The organism is Pseudomonas sp. FG35 (assembly GCF_057809295.1).
On the sequence record NZ_JBMDJR010000008.1, the window covers coordinates 1 to 21,667 of the forward strand.

Here is a 21,667-nt window from a genome sequence, read left to right on the forward strand (position 1 = left end):
CGGCCTGCTCGATGACGGTCACGCCACCGCCGTTGACGAAGTAGATGTCATCGCCTGCACCGCCTTCGTAAGTGGCGTACAGATAAGCATCAGTGGTGAAGGTATCGTTGAACGCCGAACCGATGACCTTTTCAATGCCGATCAGCGTGTCGCCTTGCGCATCACCACCGGTGCCAGGCAACCCGGTGCCCGGACGAATATCGACATTGACCCCGGCGAACGAAGCCGAGTAATCGACCGTGTCGAAACCCGCGCCACCGTCAATTTTGTCAGCCCCGGCACTCCCGATAATCACATCATTGCCACCCAGGCCATTGATCTCATCATCCCCACTCGTACCGTTCAGCGTATCCGCGCCGTTTGTCCCGTTGATTACCGCCATTACATCTTCCTTGCCTTGTTTGTGAACCGGTACCGGCCAGCGTGGCGATCACTCGTCATCGCGGCATGATTTTCTTGAACTGCAATGTGTTGATATCGACAGGAAACTCCCTGCGCTTGAGTCCGTTGCAAAGAAATGTATCGCCAATGAAACAAAGACGAACAGGCAGGTAAAAAAAAACAGGCGATTGCAATAGTCGCCTGTTTTTTTTGGAGCGCGGATGAACCGATCAATCCGCCAGCCAGCCGTTTTCCCAGTACCGCAGGTTATCCCCACGCAGCACGTAATCGCGCAGCACGACTTCACGCAATTCGTCGCCCATGCGATAGCTCGCATCCGGATCGGCCAGGTGCATGCGGATCGCTTGCAGCCACTCGTCCGTGGTGTTGGTCTTGATCCGGGTGCATGGCAGGTAACCGCGATAGGCCTCGGTGTCGGTGCAGATCACCGGGTATCCGCAGGCGCCGTACTCCAGCAGACGCAGGTTGCTCTTGCAGTCGTTGAAAATGTGGAACTCCAGCGGTGCCAGGGCCAGGTCGAGGTTGAGGCTCGCCAGTTTTGCCGGGTACACGTCCAGACCGATCACGCCGTGGAATTCGTGCATGTACGGACGCAACTCATCCGGGCACATGCCGAAGAACACCCAGTCGACTTCATTGGCCAGTTCACGAACAACGTCGGCAATCACCGCCAGGTCGCCGTGGTGGCTGGTGCCGCCGCCCCAGCCGACCCGCGGTTTTTTCGAGGTGCGGCGCTGGCTGCGCAAGTCGCACCACATATGTTGGGACAGCATGTTCGGAACGACCCGGATGTCGTTGTGCATGCTCGACAGCGCATTGCCCAGCGGCGCCGTGGACACCACGACCCGGTCGCACATGGCAATCGCCCGGCGGACCAGTTTTTCCATTTCGTCCTTGTTCGGCATGTTGCGGATATGCGCGTTGCGGTGAGGCACATCGATAACGTAGTCATCGAGCTCATAGATCCGCCGCGCACTGGAGTACTTTTGCAGACCCGGGATTTCGTTGATCGGTGCTTCGGCATAGCGCCCCTGCAAAATGATCACGTCCGGAGACTGGCGTTCGACCTCAATGATCGTCGGCAGGTTGTAGTGAATCCGCCCCAGCGCACGCCCCGCCGCTTCCAGCTCGATCAAAGGCTGCGTCACGCGGTAGTGACCGATGGCGGAGGCGTTGACCGGCAGCGCAAGGATCTTCGGCAGTTGTGGCTGGGAGAACGGAGTCCAGCCAGTACGCAAGCCCGGATCGAGACTGAAGCTCGACCCGCCAAGGCCGCTCAGCGACAGGTTCTTGTTGTAGGCCGGGTCCCGCGCAACGATTGGCAACCAGCGCTTGTAGAACGTTTCCTGCTCTTTGCCGAGCCGCGCCTCTTCACCCTCTTTCGGCGTACCGGCCGGCTGCGCACCCAATGCCAACTGCGCATAAGGCGTCCAGACCACCAGATAACCCTGCTGACCGACACGCAGGCACAAGTCCACTTCGTTCAGCGACTGCGCCAGGTCCTGTTCGTCGAGGCCACCGACGGCCTCGAACACCGACTTGCGCACCAGCAGGCAATCGCTGCCGACGGCGCTCAGGTCATGCGCCGCCAGCAGACGATACATGTAACCCGTCGCCTGCAGCGATTCACCGAAAAACGGTACGCCGGCCGGCCCTTGCAGACCCAGAATCAGCCCGGAATGCACGATCCGGCCATCCGGGTTGAATAGTTTCGCGCCCACTACACCGACTTCCGGCCTTTGCGCATGATTGAGCATTTCCGCCAGCCATTCGCCGTTGGTGATCACGGCGTACGGGTTGAGCAGCAGGACGTAATCGCCACGGGCCTGACTCACGGCGAGATTGCGCACCGCCGCCAGGTTTTCCTGCTGCGGGCAGTCCAGCACGCGAATCCGCTCGCTGCCCAATTGCGCCATGCCATCGAACCAGGCCTGGGCTTCGGCGCTCTCGCTGCCGTTGTCCACCAGCAGCAGTTCGTACTCGGCGTATGCGGTTTTCTCCAGCAGGCTCTCGATGCAGCGTTGCACCGCCGCCGTCTGATCCTTGCTGACGATGACGATCGACACCAGCGGCCGGCGGGCGTGGTGATAGTCGACCCGGTTCAACAGGTTCGATGCACCGCGACGGATGTCATGAGCGATGCCCAGCCGATCCAGGTGTGCGCCGACCAGTTGTGCATTGCTGTCTGCCATTTCCGGTCCGGACAGCCACTTGGCCAGGTCAAATACAGACTCCAGCAACACCTCCGCGATATGACCGACCACCGGCGTGCCGCCCTCCTCGACCATGCGCCACAGCACATCGTGGGGTGCCAGTTCGCCAAACGACGAATCGAAACCACCCAGGGCCAGGAAGCGCTCACGCTCGAACGCCAGCGCCCTGCCGACGTAGGGGTAGCTGCGCATCAGATCAAGGTTGAAGTCCGGCTTGAATACCGGCTCGGTCGATTCGCCCTGGGTCAACCCACCTTCATCGCTGTACAGACACGTCAAGGTACGCGACAACGCAATGCGCTCGGCCATCACCAACAGCGCTGGCACCACCAACCGATCGCCGGCACGCAGCAGGTAGAACCAGTCGGCACCATCGAGTTGCGGCAACAGATCATTGATTTGTTGCTGCCAGTCATCCTGCAGCGGCATGCGCACCACGCGCTCGTCCAGCCGCGCCTCGGTACAGGCCGCAGACAATACGATGGTCAGCTCGGGCAAATACTCCTGGGCGGCCAGTGATTGCAACGTAAGATCCAGCGCCGAGCGACTGCCCTGCTCGTCAATAATCAGTGCAACGATTTTCGGTGTACGCGGCCACGCGGCCAGTGTATCCGGCAGCAATTCACGCTGGCCTTCGGTCAGGTGGCGGCATTCGAGCCACTGCGCGTACAGCTCGGCGAAACTGACGCTGGAGATGCCCACGTGCCAATCCTGGGTCGTCTGCTTGGTACCCAGCGTCCGGCTCAGCGGCAGTTCTTCCCAGACACGCGGCAACTCGGCCGCCTTGGTCATCGGCACGTAGCGCACCCAGCCCGGTGCAGGCGCCGATTCGCCGCTGCGTGCCTTGAGCATCTGCGTCAGCCATTGACGCTCGGCCTCGATCGCATCGCGCATGGCCTGCTGACCACTCAATCGTTCAGGGTACAGACGCTCGACACTCAGGACATGGTTCGAAACCACCATGTTGCCCCGGCGCAGCAGGCAGACATACAAGGCGAAGTCCAGACTGGCGACAAAGCAGTGTCCCGGCTGGGTCAACGCCGGCAGCAACTCCACTACATCGGCCCGGCGAAACAGGGCATTGCTGAAACCGCCCAGAATGTTGACCGGGAAGTTCTCGAAGATCGCCAGCAGGTCTTCACCCTTGAACAGCCCGCAGGTCGGAGACAGCGGCGTGTTTTGCAGGCGTGACGGCAACGGCCGGTCGTCGGCATCCCAGAACAGGCGCTGGGCCAGGGCCAGATTGACATCCTGATGATCGATGAGTGTCTGCGCCTGACGCTCGACACAGATGCTGAACAACTGGTCGTCATCGCACAGGAATTTTATGAACTCGCCCTGAGCCTGTTCGAGACAGACGTGCAGGTTGCCCACCAGCCCCAGCGTCCGGGGATTGCGTACATAACGCACCGCCACGCCGCTGCTATCGCTCACCGAGTCGACGATGGTTTTGATCTCGTGACCACGACTGTCATCGCAGACAATGATTTCGAGATTGCCATAGCCCTGACTCACGGCACTTTGCAATGCCCGTTCGAAAAAACGCGGATTGAAGGCTGGAATGACGAGGCTGACGAGGGGAAGTGAATTCACGGCGGGCTCACAGGCGGTGTGAACCCGCCCAGAAAAGCGAGCTCTTGAAACCGCTAAGACATTAACTATTGAAGGAACAGGGCAACGCGGGCGCTTGCGCGCCCGCCTGCCTGCCGTCAGATCTTGTTGAACAGACCCAGCTGGCTGATTTTGCTGAACGCCAGTTGCGAGGCCTGCAGCATGGTCTGCTGCAGGGTCAGGCGGGTCATCACCTCGGCCGGATCGGAATCGCGGATTGAGCCCTGAGTGGTGGTGTTCGCCTGGATCAGGGTCTCGTTGGTGGTGGTCTGTTCATCCAGCGACTGGCCACGGGCACCGATCGAGGTGACGGCGCTGCCGATCTGGTTGGCGGCACTTTCGATGTTGCCGAGCGCCGACTCCATCGCACCCTGGAATTTCTGCTTGGCGACCGGATCACCATCGATCGGTGTGTTCAGTGCAGTGACCATCTGGCCCAGGGTGTCGAGCACGTTCTGGGTCTGGTGGTTGTTGGACTGAATCGAAAACTGGTCACCGGCGGCTGGCGTGCCACCGATGGCGAAAGTCACGCCCGCAGCCGTAGCGTTGCCACCGACCACGGTGCCCGAAGACACCGGTTTGCTGTCGGCAGTGACAGGCGCCGCGTACAGGTCGAATGCCGTGGCACTCGTGAACTTCAGAACGGCGCCGCCGCCCGACGGGAAGGCGCCGTTGTAGGCCGCCTGGTTGGTCACGTTCGAACCGGTGATGACCGCGGTCGACGGGTTGCCCGGGCTGCGCACGGAGGTGAACGAGTCCGGTGTGGCCGACAGCTGGAAGCTGTGACCGGCGATGACCGCGTCCGGATTGGTATCACCTGGCTTGAGGTTGATGTTCAGTTTCAGATCGACACCACGGAAACTGACCGTCTGGTTGGCACCGTTGCTGTTGGTGATCGCACCGTTCTGACTGGCTTCGGTGGTGACGTCATTGCCCAGGGCATCGGTGATCTTGATCTGAGTGCTGCTGATGAAATCCACGGTGTACGGCTGGCCGGCCGTGAATTTGGCGTTGTAAGTCGCAGCGGTACCCACGATACCGTTGGTCAGCACCACACGACCGTCATCGACAGCCGGAGCCGTCATGCTGGTCTGGGTCCGGGCGGTATTGATGGTCTGCTGGAAAGCATCCCAACCGGTGGTGTTGGTCGCCACCGACAGGCCGTCGCCAATGCCCAGGTTGATCTGGGTCTGGTCACCGTTGTAGGTGTAGGTGCCGTCGGCGTTCTGCGAGTACGGCGCGGTATCGGTCTTCGAGCCGGAGAACAGGTAGTTGCCGTTGGCGTCCTTGGAATTCATCAGGCCCAGCACCTGCTGCTGGATCTGGGTCAGTTCCGCCGCGTAAGCCTTGCGATCCGTATCGGTGGCGATGCCGTTGTTGGCGGCCAGGCCGATTTCCTTGGCACGTGCCAGGGCGGTGGTGATGGATGTCAGGGTGGATTCCTGAACGGTCAGTGAACTCTTGGTGGTGTCGATGTTGCCTTTGTACTGCTCGAGCATCGCGGCCTGCTGGCCCAGCTTCAGCAAGCGACCGGCACCGATCGGATCGTCGGCTGCCGTGTTGATGCGCTGCAGGCTGCTGGCTTCGTTGGCGGTCGCGACCGTCTTGCTGTAGTTGCGCTGATATTGGGCAGCTTGTGTCGCGTAATACTGGGCGGTGGAAATGCGCATGAATTACGGCTCCTTAAAGGCTGTTGATCAGCGTGGCGAAGGTTTCCTGCGCAGCTTTGATGATCTGCGAAGACGCTGTGTAGTACTGCTGATACTTGACCAGGTTGCCGGTCTCTTCATCCAGGTTGACCTGGGACAGCGAGTCCCGTGCACTCTGGGCCTGATCCAGGATCACCGTGGTGGCTGCGCTGTCGGATTTGCTCTGGGCAGCCTGGGTACCGACGTTGGTTACCAGTTTGTTGTAAGCGTCGGTCAGGCTGATGCCCTTGCTCGCCGTGCCGGTGTCAACGGTCTGTTTGGTCTGCAAACCGACCAGTGCCTGGGCGTTGCGGTTGTCCGAAGAGGCCGCGCCGGTCAGGTTGATGGTGAAGGTTTCGCCGGACTTCGGCGTCGCGCCCACAGTGGTCTGCACGGTGAAGGTCTTTTGCACGTTCGGGATGACGGTGGTGTCCATCACCGGAGCACCGGTGGAGTCGACCATGCCGATCTTCAGGTTCAGGGTGTTCGCCTGACCGGGAACGATGACGCCGGAACCGATCGTGGCCCCCTTGGCATCAACCATGTTGTAAGTCTGGCTGCCGCTGGTGGTGGCACCGAATACCAGTTTGACCGGGGTCGAATACTTGAGCGCGTTCTGCAACTCTGCCTGGGACGCCGGGTTGTAGATATCGACGACGTCAGTCAGCGTCGGCTGAGTGTAGGTGCCTGAGTTGTTGGCACTGGCCACGCCGGTCAATGGTCCGGCGGCGGCGATTTTCTTCGGGTCGGTAAGCACGGTCTGAATGCTGGACGCCGCGTTGCGGGTCGGGGTGACCTTGAACGTATCGCCGGCGCTCAGCGCACCACCGTTAAGGGCCAGGGTAAAGCCGTCGATTACCGGAGGCGGCGTGGTCGTGGTGCTGAACGAACCCATGTCGGTGCCGTCGGAGCGCTTGACCGTGTAGTTGGTCGCGCTGGTGAAGGTGACCTGATAGTCGCTGGTGGTCAGCTTGCCGGTGTCCTTGATAGTGACATCAAGATTGCCCGAACCTGCACTGTTGCCGGACTGGGCGATGCTGCGCTGACTGATCAGGGCGGCACTGTTGATGTTGTTGAAAATGGCCGCGCCAAAGTCACCGTTCTTGTCGATGCCCTGGGCTTGCTGGCGGTTGATCTGGTCGGCAACGACCAGTGCCACACGGCCCAGCTCGTTGAGTGCAGGATCGAGCACTTCCTTGCGATAAGTCAGCAGACCGCCGATTTCACCACCGGTCATCGCCGAGGTGATGTCGATGGTGCTCGAACCACGATCCATCTGGATGCCCATGCGCGATGGGTCACCCTTGAGCGGCACGGTGCTCAGGGTATTGGTGGTATTGCCGATGACCAACGGCTGGCCGCTGCCGATGTAGATGTCGAAGCTGGTGCCACGCTCAACGACTTGCGCGCCGGTCAGCTCGGAGAGTTGACGCACGGCTTCGTTACGGCTGTCGAGCAGATCGTTCGGCTGGCCGCCGCTGGTGGAGATCTCGCCGATCTTCTGGTTCAGCGTGGCAATCGAGGTTGCCAGCTTGTTCACCTGGGACGCCATGTCGGACAGGTTGCCATTGAGCGTGGCGTTCTGATCGTTCATCTGCTTGGCCAGCGCGTTGAAGCGACTGGTCAGGGCCTGGGCGCCGGTCAGCACCGACTGGCGGGAAGTGTCGTCGGTGGCCGAGGTCGACACGCCTTGCATCGAGGTGAAGAATTTCTGCAGCACACCGGTCAGGCCAGTGTTGGTGTCGGACAGCGAGCCGTCCAGCGCGGTCGCCTGCGCACCGAAGGCGGCGGCTTCGCTATTGAGCGACGTGGCGGTACGCAGCTGCGATTCGAGGTAGGAGTTGTACACCCGGCGCACGTCGGCCAGAGTCGTACCGGTACCGATGAACACGTTACCGTACTGAATCGAGGACTTGGTGCCCTGCACGGTTTGCTGGCGTGAATAACCGGCGGTGTCGACGTTGGCAATGTTGTTGCCCGTCACAGCCAGAGAGGATGAACTCGCGGCCAACCCCGACATCCCGATATTGAGCAAACTCATGATTCAAACCTTACCTTGTGTTTATAAGGGCGTTGTTGAAACGCCGGCCGCAGCGTAGTTCTGATTGACCGTCATCTGCCTGGCAATCTGCGAAATCTTCGTCGCGTAATTCGGGTCGGTCGCGTAACCGGCCTTTTGCAATTCGCGTACAAACTGTTCTGGGTTATCGGCCGACTTCAGCACATCTTGATAGCGATTATTGCTCTGCAGCAAAGTCACCAGATCGTGGAAGCTGTCCTTGTATGAGGCGTAGGAACGGAACTCGGCCGTCTCCTTGACCATCTGCCCGTTGCGGAATTCGCTGGTGATCGCCCGGGCCGAATCGCCCTTCCAGTTGCTGCTCGCCTTGATGCCGAACAGGTTGTGACTGCTGCTGCCGTCCTGGGCGCGCATGACCGATTTGCCCCAACCGGTTTCCAGTGCAGCCTGAGCCACCAGATAACGCGGATCGACGCCAATGCGCGCGGCGGCTTCCTGCGCCATCGGCAACATGGTGTTGACGAACTGGTCGGCGTTGCTGAACGCGCGCTTGGCTGGCGCCAACGGGATCTGTGCCATCGCACGACCGTAAATCTGCATCTGTCCGCCGGAAGCCTTGTCCGCCTCGGCGCGGGCCAGCCAGTCGCCGTTGTACAGCGGGCCGGAACCGGTAACAGCGGCGGTCGCGGCGCGTTGCGGCAGTTGAGTGGCCGCTGCCGGCGTAGCCGACGGCACCAGACCGGCGAGCAAGCGATCCGCCAGTTTCGGCGGCAACGCCAGACGACGCTGGTTGATCATTTCCATGTCATTGCGATGGGTCAGTTCAGTGTTCGGCGCATGCACCGAACGCGACGCCCACAGCGGCCGCTCGCCATTGAGTCGCGACAACGGACCATTGGCAGCCACGGTGCCAGCGGCAATCGGCGTGGCCACGGCAGCGGCCTTGGCCCTGGCTTCTTCCTGCTTGGCGGCGGACGCGGCCGCCGCCTCGCCCGGCGCCATCGGTTTGTTCTTCGACATCTGCTTGATCAGCACGTCGGCCAGGCCAATACCACCGCCCTCGCGGGACAGGGAAACCGCCAGTTGCTGGTCATACATTTCCTGATACTGCTTGGCGGCCGGCGTATTGAGCGGGTTGTCCTGCCCCAGCGCTTCAGTGGCCGAACGCATCGACTTGAGCATTTCACCGAGGAACAGCGATTCGAATTCCTGCGCGACCTTGCGCATGTTCGCATCGCTGTTCTTGTCGCCGACCTTCAGCTGATTCAAGCGATTGAGGTCGGAGTACGAACCCGAATCGCTGCTGCTGACCAGACCGCTTTTGCGCATATCCATGGTCGCCGTCCTCAGATCACGATCAGGTCGGCTTGCAACGCGCCGGCCTGCTTCAGTGCTTCGAGGATGGCCATCAGGTCACCCGGCGCGGCGCCGACCTGGTTCACCGCCCGGACGATCTCGTCGAGGGTAGTGCCCGGGCCAAACTTGAACATCGGCTTGGCTTCCTGCTCGGCATTCACCCGCGAGCGCGGCACCACGGCGGTCTGGCCATTGGACAGCGGGCCCGGCTGGCTGACGATCGGGTCTTCGGTGATGGTCACGGTCAGGCTGCCGTGGGTCACGGCGGCCGGCGATACCTTCACGTTCTGGCCGATGACGATGGTGCCGGTACGCGAGTTGATAATGACTTTCGCCACGGCCTGACCCGGATCGACTTCGAGGTTTTCCAGGATCGACAGATAGTCGACGCGCTGGCTCGGATCGAGCGGCGCGGTCACACGGATCGAACCGCCGTCGATGGCCTGAGCCACGCCAGGGCCGAGCATGTCGTTGATCTTGTCGACGATCCGCTTGGCGGTAGTGAAGTCGGAACGGTTGAGGTTCAGCGTCAGGCTGTTGCCCTGGTTGAAACCACTCGGCACCGAACGCTCGACCGACGCACCGCCCGGGATGCGACCGGCCGACGGAACGTTGACGGTGATCTTCGAACCGTCACGACCTTCAGCATCGAAACCGCCGACCACCAGGTTGCCCTGGGCGATGGCGTAGACGTTGCCGTCGATACCCTTGAGCGGGGTCAGCAACAGCGTGCCGCCGCGCAGGCTCTTGGAGTTACCGATGGACGACACGGTGATATCGACCTGCTGACCCGGCTTGGCGAACGCCGGCAGATCGGCACTCACCGACACTGCCGCGACGTTTTTCAGCTGCACGTTGCCCGATCCCGGCGGCACCTTGATGCCGAACTGCGAGAGCATGTTGTTGAAGGTCTGCAGGGTGAACGGGGTCTGCGTGGTCTGGTCGCCGGTACCGTTAAGACCGACCACCAGGCCATAGCCGATCAACTGGTTGGAACGCACGCCGGAAATGCTGGCGATATCTTTCAGCCGCTCGGCGTGGGCACCAAAGGCTGCGGACATCAACGCCGCAGCGAGCATGAGGCTCTTGAAATTCAACGTAGCCACCTAGAAAGGGAACAGCGGGCTGAGGAAGAAACGGTCGAACCAGCCTGGCTGACTCGCATCGGCGAACGAACCGGTGCCCGAGTAGGTGATGCGTGCATCGGCGACCCGGGTCGAAGACACGGTGTTGTCGGTGGCGATGTCATCGGCCCGCACGAGACCGGCGATCCGCACCAGCTCATCGCCGGTGTTGAGGGTCATCCACTTTTCGCCACGCACGGCGATGATGCCGTTGGGCAGCACGTCGGCGACGGTCACGGTGATCGAGCCGGTCAGGGTGTTGCCCTGGGCCGCCTTGCTGTCACCCTTGGTCGCGCGGTCGCCGCTGTAACCGACATCCAGGCTCAGGTCGTTACCGCCCAACGGGTTGTTGGTGGTGGCGCTGCCGCCGAACAGCGACGTCAGGCCGATGCCGGTCTTGCTGTTCTTGGCCACCTGCGAGTTGGCGTTCTTGCTGGCCTGGGTCCTCTCGTTCAGGGTGATGGTGATGATGTCACCGACCCGGAACGCCTTGCGGTCGCTGTACAGGTTCTGCTCGAAACCGGCCTGATAGATCGAGCCGTTGTTGGCGGCCGACGGCAACGGTGTGCGCGGCAACACCGGGGCGTAGTAAGGATCATTGGGCTTGGGCGTCGGAGCGACGCAGCCCGCGAGCGAGACGACCCCGCTCAATGCCACAACAGATACAAAGCGCTTCATGACCCTTACCTCACGGTGTTGCAGGCGACCTCATGGCCGCCTCATAGACTTGATTACAGATTCTGCGTTACGAACGAGAGCATCTGGTCGGCGGTGGAGATCACCTTGGAGTTCATCTCGTACGCGCGCTGGGTGGTGATCATGTTGACCATCTCTTCCACGGTGCTGACGTTTGAGGTTTCCAGGGTGTTCTGCAGCGTGGTGCCGAAACCGTTCAGGCCCGGAGTACCGACTTGCGGCGCACCGGAAGCGGCGGTTTCCAGGAACAGGTTGTTGCCCACCGCTTGCAGACCGGCCGGGTTGATGAAGTCAGCGGTTTGCAGGTTGCCGATCACCTGAGCGGCAGGGTTGCCGGCGACGGTGATCGACACGGTGCCGTCACGACCTACGGTGAAGGTCTGGGCGTTGTTCGGGATGACGATGGCCGGTTCCAGGGCGAAACCGCTGGCGTTGACGATCTGACCGTTGGAGTCGAGGTGGAAAGTACCGTCACGGGTGTAGGACGTGGTGCCGTCCGGCTGCAGGATCTGGAAGAAACCGCGACCGTCGATGGCCATGTCCAGCGGCTGCTCGGTGGTTTGCAGGCTGCCGGCGGTGAAGTTTTTCTGGGTGCCGACGATGCGCACACCGGTACCCACTTGCAGACCCGACGGCAGTTCGCTGTCCTGGGTCGACTGGGCGCCTGGCTGACGCTTGATCTGATAGAGCAGGTCCTGGAACTCGGCGCGGTCACGTTTGAAACCCGTGGTCGACACGTTCGCCAGGTTGTTGGAAATGGTGGTCAGATTGGTGTCCTGGGCGGACAGACCGGTTTTGGCAACCCATAGAGCCGGAAGCATTCGATTCTCCTCGTGCGCCTGTTTTACGGCGCGACGTTCTGATAATTAGCTGATCTGCAAGACCCGAGCCATGGCCTGGTCGTCGTCTTTGGCGGTGTTCATCATCTTGACGTGCAGTTCGAACTGCTTGGCCAGGGCCAGCACCGACGTCATCTCTTCCACGGCATTGACGTTGCTCGACTCCAGGAACCCCGACACCAGTTTGACGTTGGCATCGGCCGGCGCAGGCTGGCCGTCCTTGGTGTAGATCGAACCGTCCAGGCCCTTGTTCATGTTCTTGATGTCCGGGTTGACCAGCTTGATGCGATCGACTTCGGCCATGACCCGCGGGCCTTCGCCCATCGCACGAATGCTGATGGTGCCGTCTTCGCCAACTTCCACCTGTTGCTCCGGCGGCACCGCGATCGGCCCGCCATTGCCCATGACCGGCATGCCATTGCCGGCACGCAAGACGCCAAGGGCGTCGATATTCAGGCTGCCGGTGCGCACGTAGCTTTCGCCGCCGTTGGGGTTCTGCACGGCAATGAAACCGTTGCCGCTGACGGCCACGTCGAGGTCACGGCCGGTCTGCACCAGCGACCCCGGCGTGAAGTCGGTGGCGGGCCGTTCGCTCATGGCAAACGCACGCGCCGGAAAGCTGTCACCGAACACCGGCATCGAACGCGCCTGTTCCAGGTCGCGCTGAAAACCGTTGGTGGAGATGTTCGCCAGGTTGTTGGCATGAGCCTTTTGCGCCAGTGCGTTCTGGCTGGCGCCGGTCATTGCCACATAAAGGTACTTGTCCACACTCTTTCCTCTGCATGCCGGACGTTTGCCGCCCACCGCTGTACTGCTGAGCCATAAGCAATTTGCAGACCAACTTTTTTCTGGCGGCCGAGGACCCGATAAACAAAGGACTTGAGGGATTTTGCCGAGAGGAGGGAAATGTATCGAAGACGAAAAACCGGCGGTGTCATGCCGCTTGGCGGCAAACACCCGATCCGGCCGTGATCACTCCGACGCGTCCTTGCCGACTTCGTACTCACGCAACTTGTTGGCGATGGTCGTATGGGAAACCCCGAGCCGCTTGCCCAGTTGCCGGCTGCTCGGATGCTCGGAATACAAGCGCTCCAGCACCGCCTTCTCGAAGCGCCCGACAATCTCGTCCAGCCCGCCTTCGAGGGAGAAATCGCCAAGCGGCTGACGCACGCCGTAATCCGGCAGGCGAATGTGCTCGGCCTTGACCGTGCCGCCGTCGCACAGCGAAACCGCCTGGAACAGCACGTTCTCCAGTTGCCGCACATTGCCCGGCCAATGGTAGTGACTGAGCCGGTCCATCGCCGCCGGCGCCAGTTTCGGCAGCGGGCAGCCGATCTGTCGACTGGCCTGATCGAGAAAGTGCTCCACCAGCGGCGTCAAACCGTCGAGGCATTCGCGCAGTGGCGGGATGTGCAGCGACAGCACGTTCAAGCGGTGATACAGATCCTGGCGAAATTCGCCGCGCGCGCACAGCTCCGACAGGTCGACCTGGGTTGCGCAGATCACCCGCACATCGAGGTAAACCTCTTCATCACTGCCCACACGGCGGAAGCAGCCGTCCTGCAGGAATCGCAGCAGTTTCACCTGCAAGCGCGGGCTCATTTCGCCGACACCATCGAGGAACAGCGTGCCGCCCGCCGTCAGCTCCAGCAGCCCGAGCTTGCCTTCGGCACGCGCACCTTCAAAGGCACCGGGACCGTAGCCAAACAGTTCGGTCTCGGCCATCGACTCCGGCAGCCCGGCGCAGTTGAGCGCCATCAACGGCGACTGGCCGCGCGGGCTCGCCAGGTGACAGGCCCGCGCCAGCAATTCCTTGCCGGTGCCGGTTTCGCCTTCAATCAACAACGGCGCATCCAGCGGTGCCATGCGTCGCGCTTCGCGCACCACCGCCGCCATCACTTTCGAGCTCTGGAAGATGCTGTCGAAGCCACGCAGTTCCTGCTTGCGCACGTTATAGATGCGCTCGCCGACGCGGTCCGCCCGGTGCAGGGTCAGCACGGCACCGGCCATGGCCTCGCTGTCGTCGTGCTCCGATTGCAACGGCGCGATGTCGGCCAGAAAGATGTCGCCCTTGACCTTGACCCGCATGCCGTTGATTCGCGATTTGTTGGCGCGCACCAGTTCCGGCAGATCGAAATCTTCGGCGTAACGCGACAACGGAATCCCCGGCACCTCGTCCACCCGTACTCCGAGCAACTGCGCTGCCGCACGGTTGGCGGCAACGATGGAGCCGCCCATGTCGATCGACAGCACCGGAAACTCCAGCGCGCCGAGCAGCGCATTCAACTCCATGTGCCGCCGCTCGCTGGGCATCAACCCTACCCGCTTGACGCCGAACACCCCGGCAATCGCCTCGAACTTGGGTCGCAACGCCTGGAACTGAATGTTGATCAGGTTCGGGCAATGCAGGTAGATCGCGTTGCCATGCTCACCGCCCACCTCGCCACGGGCGACGTTGATCCCGTACTCCACCAGCAGATTGAGAATGTCGCGCAGGATGCCGATGCGGTTCTGGCAGTGGACTTTGATACGCATATAAAGGCCCGAAACAGGTGAAGAGGCGGTCTGACGCCGGAATTTTCTGCGCAGCGCGCAAGATAGTCGTCAAGATTATGTGACAGCCATCGGCCTTTTCAAACCCGACAGTCACCGTAAACACGACTTATCGCGCGAAGCGTAACGAAAATTTTACGAATTAAAGAGACTTTTCCTACTCAACCAGTCTTCAACCTGCTGCAACAACAAACGTTCCGGGGTATTTCTCAGTCCATCGCAGGACATAACAAGAACGAAATTCCCCTCGCAGGAGAGCAGTATGAAGCAGACGCAATACGTGGCCCGCGAGCCCGATGCGCAAGGTTTTATCGACTACCCCGCCGAAGAACACGCGGTGTGGAACACGCTGATCACCCGCCAGTTGAAAGTGATCGAGGGTCGTGCGTGCCAGGAATACCTGGACGGTATCGAAAAACTCGGTCTGCCCCACGACCGCATTCCGCAACTGGGCGAGATCAACAAGGTGCTCGGCGAGACCACCGGTTGGCAGGTTGCCCGCGTTCCCGCGCTGATCCCGTTCCAGACCTTTTTCGAATTGCTCGCCAGCAAGCAGTTTCCGGTGGCCACGTTCATTCGCACCCGTGAAGAACTGGACTACCTGCAAGAGCCGGACATTTTCCACGAGATCTTTGGCCACTGTCCGCTGCTGACCAACCCGTGGTTCGCCGAATTCACCCACACCTACGGCAAACTCGGCCTGCAGGCCACCAAGGAAGAACGCGTTTATCTGGCGCGACTGTACTGGATGACCATCGAGTTCGGCCTGGTCGACACCCCGCAAGGCAAACGCATCTACGGCGGCGGCATCCTGTCTTCGCCGAAAGAAACTGTTTATTCGCTGTCGGATGAGCCCGAGCATCAGGCCTTCGATCCGCTGGAAGCGATGCGCACGCCGTACCGCATCGACATCCTGCAACCGCTGTATTTTGTCCTGCCGAACCTCAAGCGCCTGTTCGACCTGGCCCACGAAGACATCATGGCCATGGTCAAGCAAGGCATGGAGCTGGGTCTGCACGCACCGAAATTTCCGCCGAAACCAAAAGCTGCGTGAACCGTGGCTTTTACTTACAAGTGAGTCTGTCAGTCGTCGCGGCTTTGGTTTAGCGTGACGACATTGACGACCGTAACAGCTCTTATAAAAAAGACATCCGATCTCAGGAATCAAACCATGTCCACTTTGAACCAAGCCCATTGCGAAGCGTGCCGTGCCGATGCCCCACAAGTCAGCGATGAAGAACTGCCGATCCTGATCAAGCAGATTCCTGACTGGAACATCGAAGTCCGCGACAGCATCATGCAGCTGGAAAAAGTCTTCCTGTTCAAGAATTTCAAGCACGCGCTGGCCTTCACCAACGCCGTCGGCGAGATCTCCGAGGCCGAAGGTCACCACCCGGGCCTGCTGACCGAGTGGGGCAAGGTCACCGTGACCTGGTGGAGCCACTCGATCAAGGGCCTGCACCGCAACGACTTCATCATGGCCGCGCGCACTGACGAAGTGGCCAAGACCGCAGAAGGACGCAAGTAATGCACTTCGACGCCATCGGCCGGGTGCCCGGCGACCCGATCCTCGGCTTGATGGAGGCCTATGCGCAGGACCCCAACCCGCGCAAGTTCGACCTCGGCGTGGGCGTCTACAAGGATGCCCAGAGCCTGACGCCGATCCCCGAAGCGGTGAAAATCGCCGAGGCTCGGCTGGTTGAGAGCCAGGACACCAAGACCTACATCGGTGGCCACGGCAATCCGCTGTTCGGCAAGGTCATCAATGAGCTGGTGCTCGGTGCCGATTCGGCACTGATCGCCGAGCAGCGCGCTGGCGCCACCCAGACACCGGGCGGCACCGGCGCCCTGCGTCTGGCGGCGGACTTCATCGCGCAATGCCTGCCGGGCAAGGGCGTCTGGCTGAGCAACCCGACCTGGCCGATCCACGAAACGATTTTCGCGGCCGCCGGGGTCAAGATCAGCCATTACCCGTATGTTGGCAGCGACAACCGCCTCGACGTCGATGCCATGCTTGCCGTGCTCAACGAAGTGCCGAAAGGTGATGTGGTACTGCTGCACGCGTGCTGCCACAACCCGACCGGTTTCGACCTGAGCCACGACGACTGGCAGCGAGTGCTGGAGGTGGTACGCCGCCGTGACTTGCTGCCGCTGATCGACTTTGCCTACCAGGGCTTTGGCGACGGTCTGGAGCAGGATGCATGGTCGACCCGGCTGTTCGCCGCCGAGTTGCCCGAGCTGCTGATCACCAGTTCCTGCTCGAAGAATTTCGGCCTGTACCGCGATCGCACCGGTGCGTTGATTGTCAGCGCGAAAACTGCTGACAAGCTGATCGACATCCGCAGCCAGTTGGCGCACATCGCTCGCAACCTGTGGTCGACGCCACCGGATCACGGCGCGGCAGTGGTCGCCACAATCCTTGCCGACCCGGAGCTGAAACGCCGCTGGGCCGACGAAGTGGAAGCCATGCGTCTGCGCATCGCCCAGTTGCGCAGCGGCTTGGTGGAAGCGCTGGAACCGCACGGTCTGCGTGAGCGTTTTGCGCACATTGGCGTGCAGCGCGGGATGTTCTCCTACACCGGCCTGTCGCCGGAACAGGTGAAAAACCTGCGCGAGCATCACAGCGTGTACATGGTCAGCTCGGGCCGTGCCAACATTGCGGGGATTGATGCAACGCGTCTCGACCTGCTGGCCGAAGCGATCGCCAACGTCTGCAAATAAACAAATGTCAGGGGTGGCGGGCACACCGCCGCTCCCACATTTGCCCTGCGTCACCCTGTCGCACTTGTCTAGACAATCCCGCCCGTCGAACCAAATGGATTTAAAAGTCTGATTGTCATTTTTCTTGCTGTATCCTGCGCAAGCTTTCTGAAAGCGCGGATCTACCAGATCTATCAACAGACTTAGCGAGGAGCGCAACCATGCACGAGATTCCGAATCTCCCCTTCCCAAGCCTGCACGAAACTGAGCAGACGACCACGCAACAAGCCGGTGCCCAACAGCCCGAGCCGAAAGAAGCCGCCGAGAGCCGTCCGGCCGACAGCGAAGAGTAAGCAACACCCGCCGTACAGACCGTGTGGAAAGCGCTAACATGCGCTTTCCACACTGCCTGAAACCTGAGCTGCCATGTCCAAAGAATTCGATGAACAACAGGCCGAGATCCTGATCGGTACCACCGAGAAGATGATCGAGATCTGGAGCCGTCTCTCGCCCGAGAAACAGGCCGCCCTGCTCGCCCGTTTCGGCAGCGAAGAAAACGCGCTGGCCGCCCTGGTCACCACGCAATTGGTCGCCCCGGCCAAATAGTTTTACTTTTCCCCGCCCCGGACGCGTCCGCATCGGTATCATGAGCAGCCTATCTATTCTGCTCTTCCCGTGGATCGTAATTCATGTCGTCCTCTATGCCAGAACCCCAGCGCCCCCTGGCGGTCACGCTGCAAGTCGTTTCCATCGTCCTGTTCACCTTCATCGGCTACCTGAACATCGGCATTCCGCTGGCGGTGCTGCCAGGTTATGTGCACAGCGACCTGGGCTTCGGCGCGGTCATCGCCGGGCTGGTGATCAGCGTGCAATACCTGGCCACCCTGCTCAGCCGTCCGTATGCCGGCAAGATCATCGACAACCAGGGCAGCAAGCGTGCGGTGATGATCGGTCTGGTCGGCTGTGGTTTGAGCGGGGTGTTCATGCTGATTTCGGCGTGGACCCCCAACCTGCCGCTACTGAGCCTGATCAGCCTGTTCGTCGGCCGTCTGGTGCTGGGCAGCGCGGAAAGTCTGGTCGGCTCAGGCTCGATCGGCTGGGGCATCGGCCGCGTCGGCGCCGCCAACACCGCCAAAGTCATCTCGTGGAACGGCATCGCCAGTTACGGTGCGCTGGCGGTCGGTGCGCCGCTCGGGGTATGGCTGGTCAGCCGTTTCGGTTTGTGGAGCATGGGTGTGAGCATTCTGCTGCTCGCCACGCTGGGGCTGCTGCTGGCCTGGCCGAAAACCGCCGCGCCGATCGTGGCCGGCGAGCGTCTGCCGTTCATGCATGTGCTGGGCCGCGTCTTCCCGCACGGCTGCGGACTGGCGTTGGGCTCGATCGGTTTCGGCACCATCGCCACCTTCATCACCCTGTATTACGCCACGCAGCACTGGGACAACGCGGTGCTGTGCCTGAGCCTGTTCGGCGCCAGCTTCATCGGTGCGCGACTGCTGTTCGGCAACCTGATCAATCGCCTCGGCGGCTTTCGTGTGGCGATTGCCTGCCTGTCGGTGGAAACCTTGGGCCTGCTGTTGCTGTGGCTGGCGCCGGACGCGCACTGGGCACTGGCCGGCGCGGCATTGAGCGGTTTCGGTTTCTCGCTGGTATTTCCGGCGCTGGGCGTGGAGGCGGTAAACCTGGTGCCGGCCTCCAGCCGTGGTGCGGCGGTCGGGGCTTATTCGTTGTTCATCGACTTGTCGCTGGGCATCACCGGCCCTTTGGCGGGCGCCATTGCAGCGGGCTTCGGATTTGCCTCGATTTTCCTGTTCGCCGCCCTCGCCGCGCTGAGCGGTCTGGCATTGAGCGTCTATCTCTACCGCCACACGGCGAAGTACCGCGAAGACTAGAAATCCACCTTGCCGCGCCCGGCCTTGATGCTGCCGCGCTTGGTTTTCGATTCGAGCCGACGCTTCTTTGAGCCCAGCGTCGGCTTGGTCGGCCGCCGCTTCTTCTCGACCTTGGTGGCGCTGAGGATCAGCTCGGTCAGACGCTCCAGCGCATCGGCGCGATTCTGTTCCTGCGTACGGTACTGCTGGGCCTTGATGATCAGCACGCCGTCGCCGGTAATGCGACTGTCGCGCAGCGCCAGCAGCCGCTCCTTGTAGAACTCGGGCAAGGACGAGGCAGGAATGTCGAAGCGCAGGTGCACGGCACTGGAGACCTTGTTGACGTTCTGCCCACCGGCGCCCTGGGCGCGGATGTACGTCAGTTCGATCTCGGCATCCGGCAGATGCACATTGTTGGAAATCACCAGCATGGAAAAGCGTCCGTATTCAGAACCCGCAGGATACCGCGAAAGCACAAAAAACCCGGCACTTGGCCGGGTTTGTTGTTTTTTGCAACGACGCTTACTTGGCTGCGCTCGCTGCGTGCAGTGCCTGTTGCGCACCACGCTTGTTCTTGATCACGTAGCAGACCCACATGAACACCACCCACACCGGAATCGCGTACACCGAGATCTGGATGCCCGGGATCAGCAGCATCACGCCGAGGATGAACAGGACGAACGCCAGGCAGATGTAATTGCCGTACGGGTACCACAGCGCCTTGAACAGCGGCTTCTGGTGGGTCTTGTTCATGTGCTGGCGGAACTTGAAGTGCGAGAAGCTGATCATCGCCCAATTGATCACCAGCGTTGCAACCACCAGCGACATCAGCAGTTCCAGCGCGTGTTGCGGGATCAGGTAGTTGAGCAGCACCGCCACCAGAGTCACGGCCGCCGAGGCCAGGATCGAACGCACCGGCACGCCGCGCTTGTCGATCTTCGCCAGCGCTTTCGGCGCATCGCCCTGCTCGGCCATGCCCAGCAGCATGCGGCTGTTGCAGTAGGTGCCGCTGTTGTACACCGACAATGCCGCGGTCAGGACCACGAAGTTGAGGATGTGCGCAGCGGTGTTACTGCCGAGCATCGAGAACACCTGCACGAACGGGCTGCCGCTGTAGGAATCGCCGGAAGCGTTGAGGGTTTCCAGCAGACTGTCCCACGGAGTCAGCGACAACAGGATCACCAGTGCGCCGATGTAGAAAATCAGGATCCGGTAGATCACCTGGTTGATCGCTTTCGGGATCACGGTTTTCGGTTTGTCGGCTTCGGCTGCGGTGAAACCGAGCATTTCCAGACCGCCAAAGGAGAACATTATGATCGCCATGGCCATCACCAGACCGCTGACGCCGTTCGGGAAGAAACCACCGTGGGACCACAGGTTGCTGACCGAAGCCTGCGGGCCGCCATGGCCGCTGACCAGCAGGTAGCTGCCCAGGGCGATCATGCCGACGATCGCCACGACCTTGATGATCGCGAACCAGAATTCGGCTTCACCGAAGACTTTGACGTTGGCCAGGTTGATCGCATTGATCAGCACGAAGAACGCCGCGGCAGTGACCCAACTCGGGATCTCCGGCGCCCAGTAGTGGATGTATTTGCCGACCGCGGTCAGCTCCGACATGCCCACCAGGATGTACAGGATCCAGCAGTTCCAGCCCGACAGGAAGCCGGCGAAACCGCCCCAGTATTTGTGCGCAAAGTGGCTGAAGGATCCGGCCACCGGCTCTTCGACGATCATTTCGCCCAGCTGGCGCATGATCATGAAGGCGATGAAGCCGCAGATGGCATAGCCGAGGATCATCGACGGGCCGGCGGATTTCAGCACCCCGGCCGAACCGAGGAACAATCCGGTACCGATCGCGCCACCGAGGGCGATCAGTTGAATGTGGCGATTTTTCAGGCCGCGTTTCAGCTCGCCTGATTGCGAGTTTTGTCCACTCATGAAAAAGGTCTCACGCAAGGTTTGATGATGTTCAGTAGACGTTGCTGCAAGGTTGCGATTTCAGCCAACCCTGATCAAACCCCAGCGCAGGCACCAGGAATTCAGCTTTTTTACAACGGTCATGCGTCACCTGTTTGTTTTTATCTGTGACGAAATCGAACCCGACACGCTTGTGACGCGGCGGAGTGAACAAGGCGGATAAACCTTGAGGTTTGCGCGATTACGCAGAGGGTCACAGTTAAAACGCGGCGCATTGTACACCGCTAACCCCCTGCTGCCAGACCTCGCCGGATCAGCGTGTCGGTTGCCGGGATTGCATGTGTCCACCCCGGGAGGCCCGGGCGGCTGCAAAAATTGAGTCAGGCCTTTGCAGGCCATCGGCGTGGACGATGGAAAATCCGTCCCACGTGGAGAAGTGAAAATGGATATCGGCGTTCATTGCGCCTCCTTCTTGTTATGCACCTGCACGACAGGCATGGGACGCATCTCACCTTTCAAACGACGCTGAAACAAGCGCGCCAGAGCGCTGCGCAAGGCCCGTCGGGCCTGGCTCCGGCAGATTTTCCTTACAGCCGGGCAAAGCCACTCGATTCATGGGACGGCGAGGGCTTTTTCGTAAATATTCGCTGACAGCGCGTAACGTAAAATTTCCACTC

18 protein-coding genes are annotated in these 21,667 nt (G+C 61.0%); 6 read left to right on the plus strand and 12 right to left on the minus strand.

The genetic code is table 11. The annotated features are described in order from the left end of the window. From ACODTD_RS16680 to ACODTD_RS16725, 10 genes are all read right to left on the minus strand, one after another. On the minus strand, positions 1-382 hold a 382-nt coding region (locus tag ACODTD_RS16680), incomplete at its 3' end, for a calcium-binding protein (protein ID WP_489105029.1). 229 nt (positions 383-611) lie between these two features. Next, positions 612-4,208 (minus strand): glycosyltransferase, encoded by a 3,597-nt coding sequence (locus ACODTD_RS16685; RefSeq protein WP_489105030.1) that lies wholly within the window; start codon positions 4,206-4,208, stop codon positions 612-614. A 116-nt stretch (positions 4,209-4,324) separates the two neighbouring features. Further along, positions 4,325-5,896, minus strand: a complete 1,572-nt coding sequence (locus ACODTD_RS16690; protein WP_011333022.1) for a flagellar hook-associated protein 3 — start codon at positions 5,894-5,896, stop codon at positions 4,325-4,327. 13 nt (positions 5,897-5,909) lie between these two features. Then, positions 5,910-7,955, minus strand: a complete 2,046-nt coding sequence (gene flgK, locus ACODTD_RS16695) for a flagellar hook-associated protein FlgK (protein ID WP_489105031.1) — start codon at positions 7,953-7,955, stop codon at positions 5,910-5,912. Positions 7,956-7,976: 21 nt separating this feature from the next. Then, positions 7,977-9,269, minus strand: a complete 1,293-nt coding sequence (flgJ, locus tag ACODTD_RS16700) for a flagellar assembly peptidoglycan hydrolase FlgJ (RefSeq protein WP_489105032.1) — start codon at positions 9,267-9,269, stop codon at positions 7,977-7,979. 11 nt (positions 9,270-9,280) lie between these two features. After that, on the minus strand, positions 9,281-10,369 hold the full coding sequence (locus ACODTD_RS16705; RefSeq protein WP_011333019.1) for a flagellar basal body P-ring protein FlgI: 1,089 nt from the start codon (positions 10,367-10,369) through the stop codon (positions 9,281-9,283). 27 nt (positions 10,370-10,396) lie between these two features. Continuing rightward, complete coding sequence (gene flgH, locus ACODTD_RS16710; RefSeq protein ID WP_011333018.1) at positions 10,397-11,092, minus strand: flagellar basal body L-ring protein FlgH; 696 nt, start codon at positions 11,090-11,092, stop codon at positions 10,397-10,399. Positions 11,093-11,145: 53 nt separating this feature from the next. Next, positions 11,146-11,931, minus strand: a complete 786-nt coding sequence (gene flgG, locus ACODTD_RS16715) for a flagellar basal-body rod protein FlgG (RefSeq protein WP_011333017.1) — start codon at positions 11,929-11,931, stop codon at positions 11,146-11,148. A 45-nt stretch (positions 11,932-11,976) separates the two neighbouring features. Beyond that, on the minus strand, positions 11,977-12,717 hold the full coding sequence (locus ACODTD_RS16720) for a flagellar basal body rod protein FlgF (protein WP_011333016.1): 741 nt from the start codon (positions 12,715-12,717) through the stop codon (positions 11,977-11,979). Between the two features lie 204 nt (positions 12,718-12,921). Next, positions 12,922-14,484, minus strand: coding sequence for a sigma-54-dependent phenylalanine hydroxylase transcriptional regulator PhhR (locus ACODTD_RS16725; protein WP_011333015.1), 1,563 nt, complete (start codon positions 14,482-14,484; stop codon positions 12,922-12,924). Between the two features lie 280 nt (positions 14,485-14,764). Between ACODTD_RS16725 and phhA the strand changes: the two genes are divergently transcribed. From phhA to ACODTD_RS16755, 6 genes are all read left to right on the plus strand, one after another. Then, complete coding sequence (gene phhA / locus ACODTD_RS16730; RefSeq protein ID WP_489105033.1) at positions 14,765-15,556, plus strand: phenylalanine 4-monooxygenase; 792 nt, start codon at positions 14,765-14,767, stop codon at positions 15,554-15,556. 117 nt (positions 15,557-15,673) lie between these two features. Beyond that, positions 15,674-16,030, plus strand: coding sequence for a 4a-hydroxytetrahydrobiopterin dehydratase (locus ACODTD_RS16735; protein WP_003222798.1), 357 nt, complete (start codon positions 15,674-15,676; stop codon positions 16,028-16,030). Continuing rightward, positions 16,030-17,223: an amino acid aminotransferase gene (locus ACODTD_RS16740; RefSeq protein ID WP_489105034.1), complete on the plus strand. Its 1,194-nt coding sequence runs from the start codon at positions 16,030-16,032 to the stop codon at positions 17,221-17,223. The genes ACODTD_RS16735 and ACODTD_RS16740 overlap by 1 nt, the downstream gene beginning before the upstream one ends. Before the next feature lie 200 nt (positions 17,224-17,423). After that, complete coding sequence (locus tag ACODTD_RS16745) at positions 17,424-17,555, plus strand: hypothetical protein (RefSeq protein WP_007958347.1); 132 nt, start codon at positions 17,424-17,426, stop codon at positions 17,553-17,555. A gap of 73 nt (positions 17,556-17,628) precedes the next feature. After that, entirely contained in the window at positions 17,629-17,808 is a 180-nt protein-coding gene (locus tag ACODTD_RS16750; protein WP_085747137.1) for a hypothetical protein, read from the plus strand. 95 nt (positions 17,809-17,903) lie between these two features. Then, positions 17,904-19,091 (plus strand): MFS transporter, encoded by a 1,188-nt coding sequence (locus tag ACODTD_RS16755; RefSeq protein ID WP_489105077.1) that lies wholly within the window; start codon positions 17,904-17,906, stop codon positions 19,089-19,091. Here ACODTD_RS16755 and arfB read toward each other — a convergent pair. Both arfB and ACODTD_RS16765 read right to left on the minus strand, forming a co-directional pair. Continuing rightward, on the minus strand, positions 19,088-19,501 hold the full coding sequence (arfB, locus tag ACODTD_RS16760) for an alternative ribosome rescue aminoacyl-tRNA hydrolase ArfB (RefSeq protein WP_011333010.1): 414 nt from the start codon (positions 19,499-19,501) through the stop codon (positions 19,088-19,090). The two genes, ACODTD_RS16755 and arfB, sit on opposite strands and share 4 nt — an antisense overlap. Before the next feature lie 91 nt (positions 19,502-19,592). Next, positions 19,593-21,011, minus strand: coding sequence for an amino acid permease (locus ACODTD_RS16765; RefSeq protein ID WP_064378594.1), 1,419 nt, complete (start codon positions 21,009-21,011; stop codon positions 19,593-19,595). Between the last annotated feature and the right edge of the window lie 656 nt (positions 21,012-21,667).

Coding starts and splice junctions, on each gene's coding strand:
- ACODTD_RS16745 (WP_007958347.1), top strand. CDS start 17,424: ATGCACGAGATTCCGAATCTCCCCTTCCCAAGCCTGCACGAAACTGAG.
- ACODTD_RS16755 (WP_489105077.1), top strand. CDS start 17,904: ATGCCAGAACCCCAGCGCCCCCTGGCGGTCACGCTGCAAGTCGTTTCC.
- ACODTD_RS16705 (WP_011333019.1), bottom strand. CDS start 10,369: ATGCTCGCTGCGGCGTTGATGTCCGCAGCCTTTGGTGCCCACGCCGAG.
- ACODTD_RS16740 (WP_489105034.1), top strand. CDS start 16,030: ATGCACTTCGACGCCATCGGCCGGGTGCCCGGCGACCCGATCCTCGGC.
- phhA (WP_489105033.1), top strand. CDS start 14,765: ATGAAGCAGACGCAATACGTGGCCCGCGAGCCCGATGCGCAAGGTTTT.
- flgH (WP_011333018.1), bottom strand. CDS start 11,092: ATGAAGCGCTTTGTATCTGTTGTGGCATTGAGCGGGGTCGTCTCGCTC.
- ACODTD_RS16750 (WP_085747137.1), top strand. CDS start 17,629: ATGTCCAAAGAATTCGATGAACAACAGGCCGAGATCCTGATCGGTACC.
- ACODTD_RS16725 (WP_011333015.1), bottom strand. CDS start 14,484: ATGCGTATCAAAGTCCACTGCCAGAACCGCATCGGCATCCTGCGCGAC.
- arfB (WP_011333010.1), bottom strand. CDS start 19,501: ATGCTGGTGATTTCCAACAATGTGCATCTGCCGGATGCCGAGATCGAA.
- ACODTD_RS16765 (WP_064378594.1), bottom strand. CDS start 21,011: ATGAGTGGACAAAACTCGCAATCAGGCGAGCTGAAACGCGGCCTGAAA.
- flgJ (WP_489105032.1), bottom strand. CDS start 9,269: ATGGATATGCGCAAAAGCGGTCTGGTCAGCAGCAGCGATTCGGGTTCG.
- ACODTD_RS16735 (WP_003222798.1), top strand. CDS start 15,674: ATGTCCACTTTGAACCAAGCCCATTGCGAAGCGTGCCGTGCCGATGCC.
- flgG (WP_011333017.1), bottom strand. CDS start 11,931: ATGCTTCCGGCTCTATGGGTTGCCAAAACCGGTCTGTCCGCCCAGGAC.
- flgK (WP_489105031.1), bottom strand. CDS start 7,955: ATGAGTTTGCTCAATATCGGGATGTCGGGGTTGGCCGCGAGTTCATCC.
- ACODTD_RS16690 (WP_011333022.1), bottom strand. CDS start 5,896: ATGCGCATTTCCACCGCCCAGTATTACGCGACACAAGCTGCCCAATAT.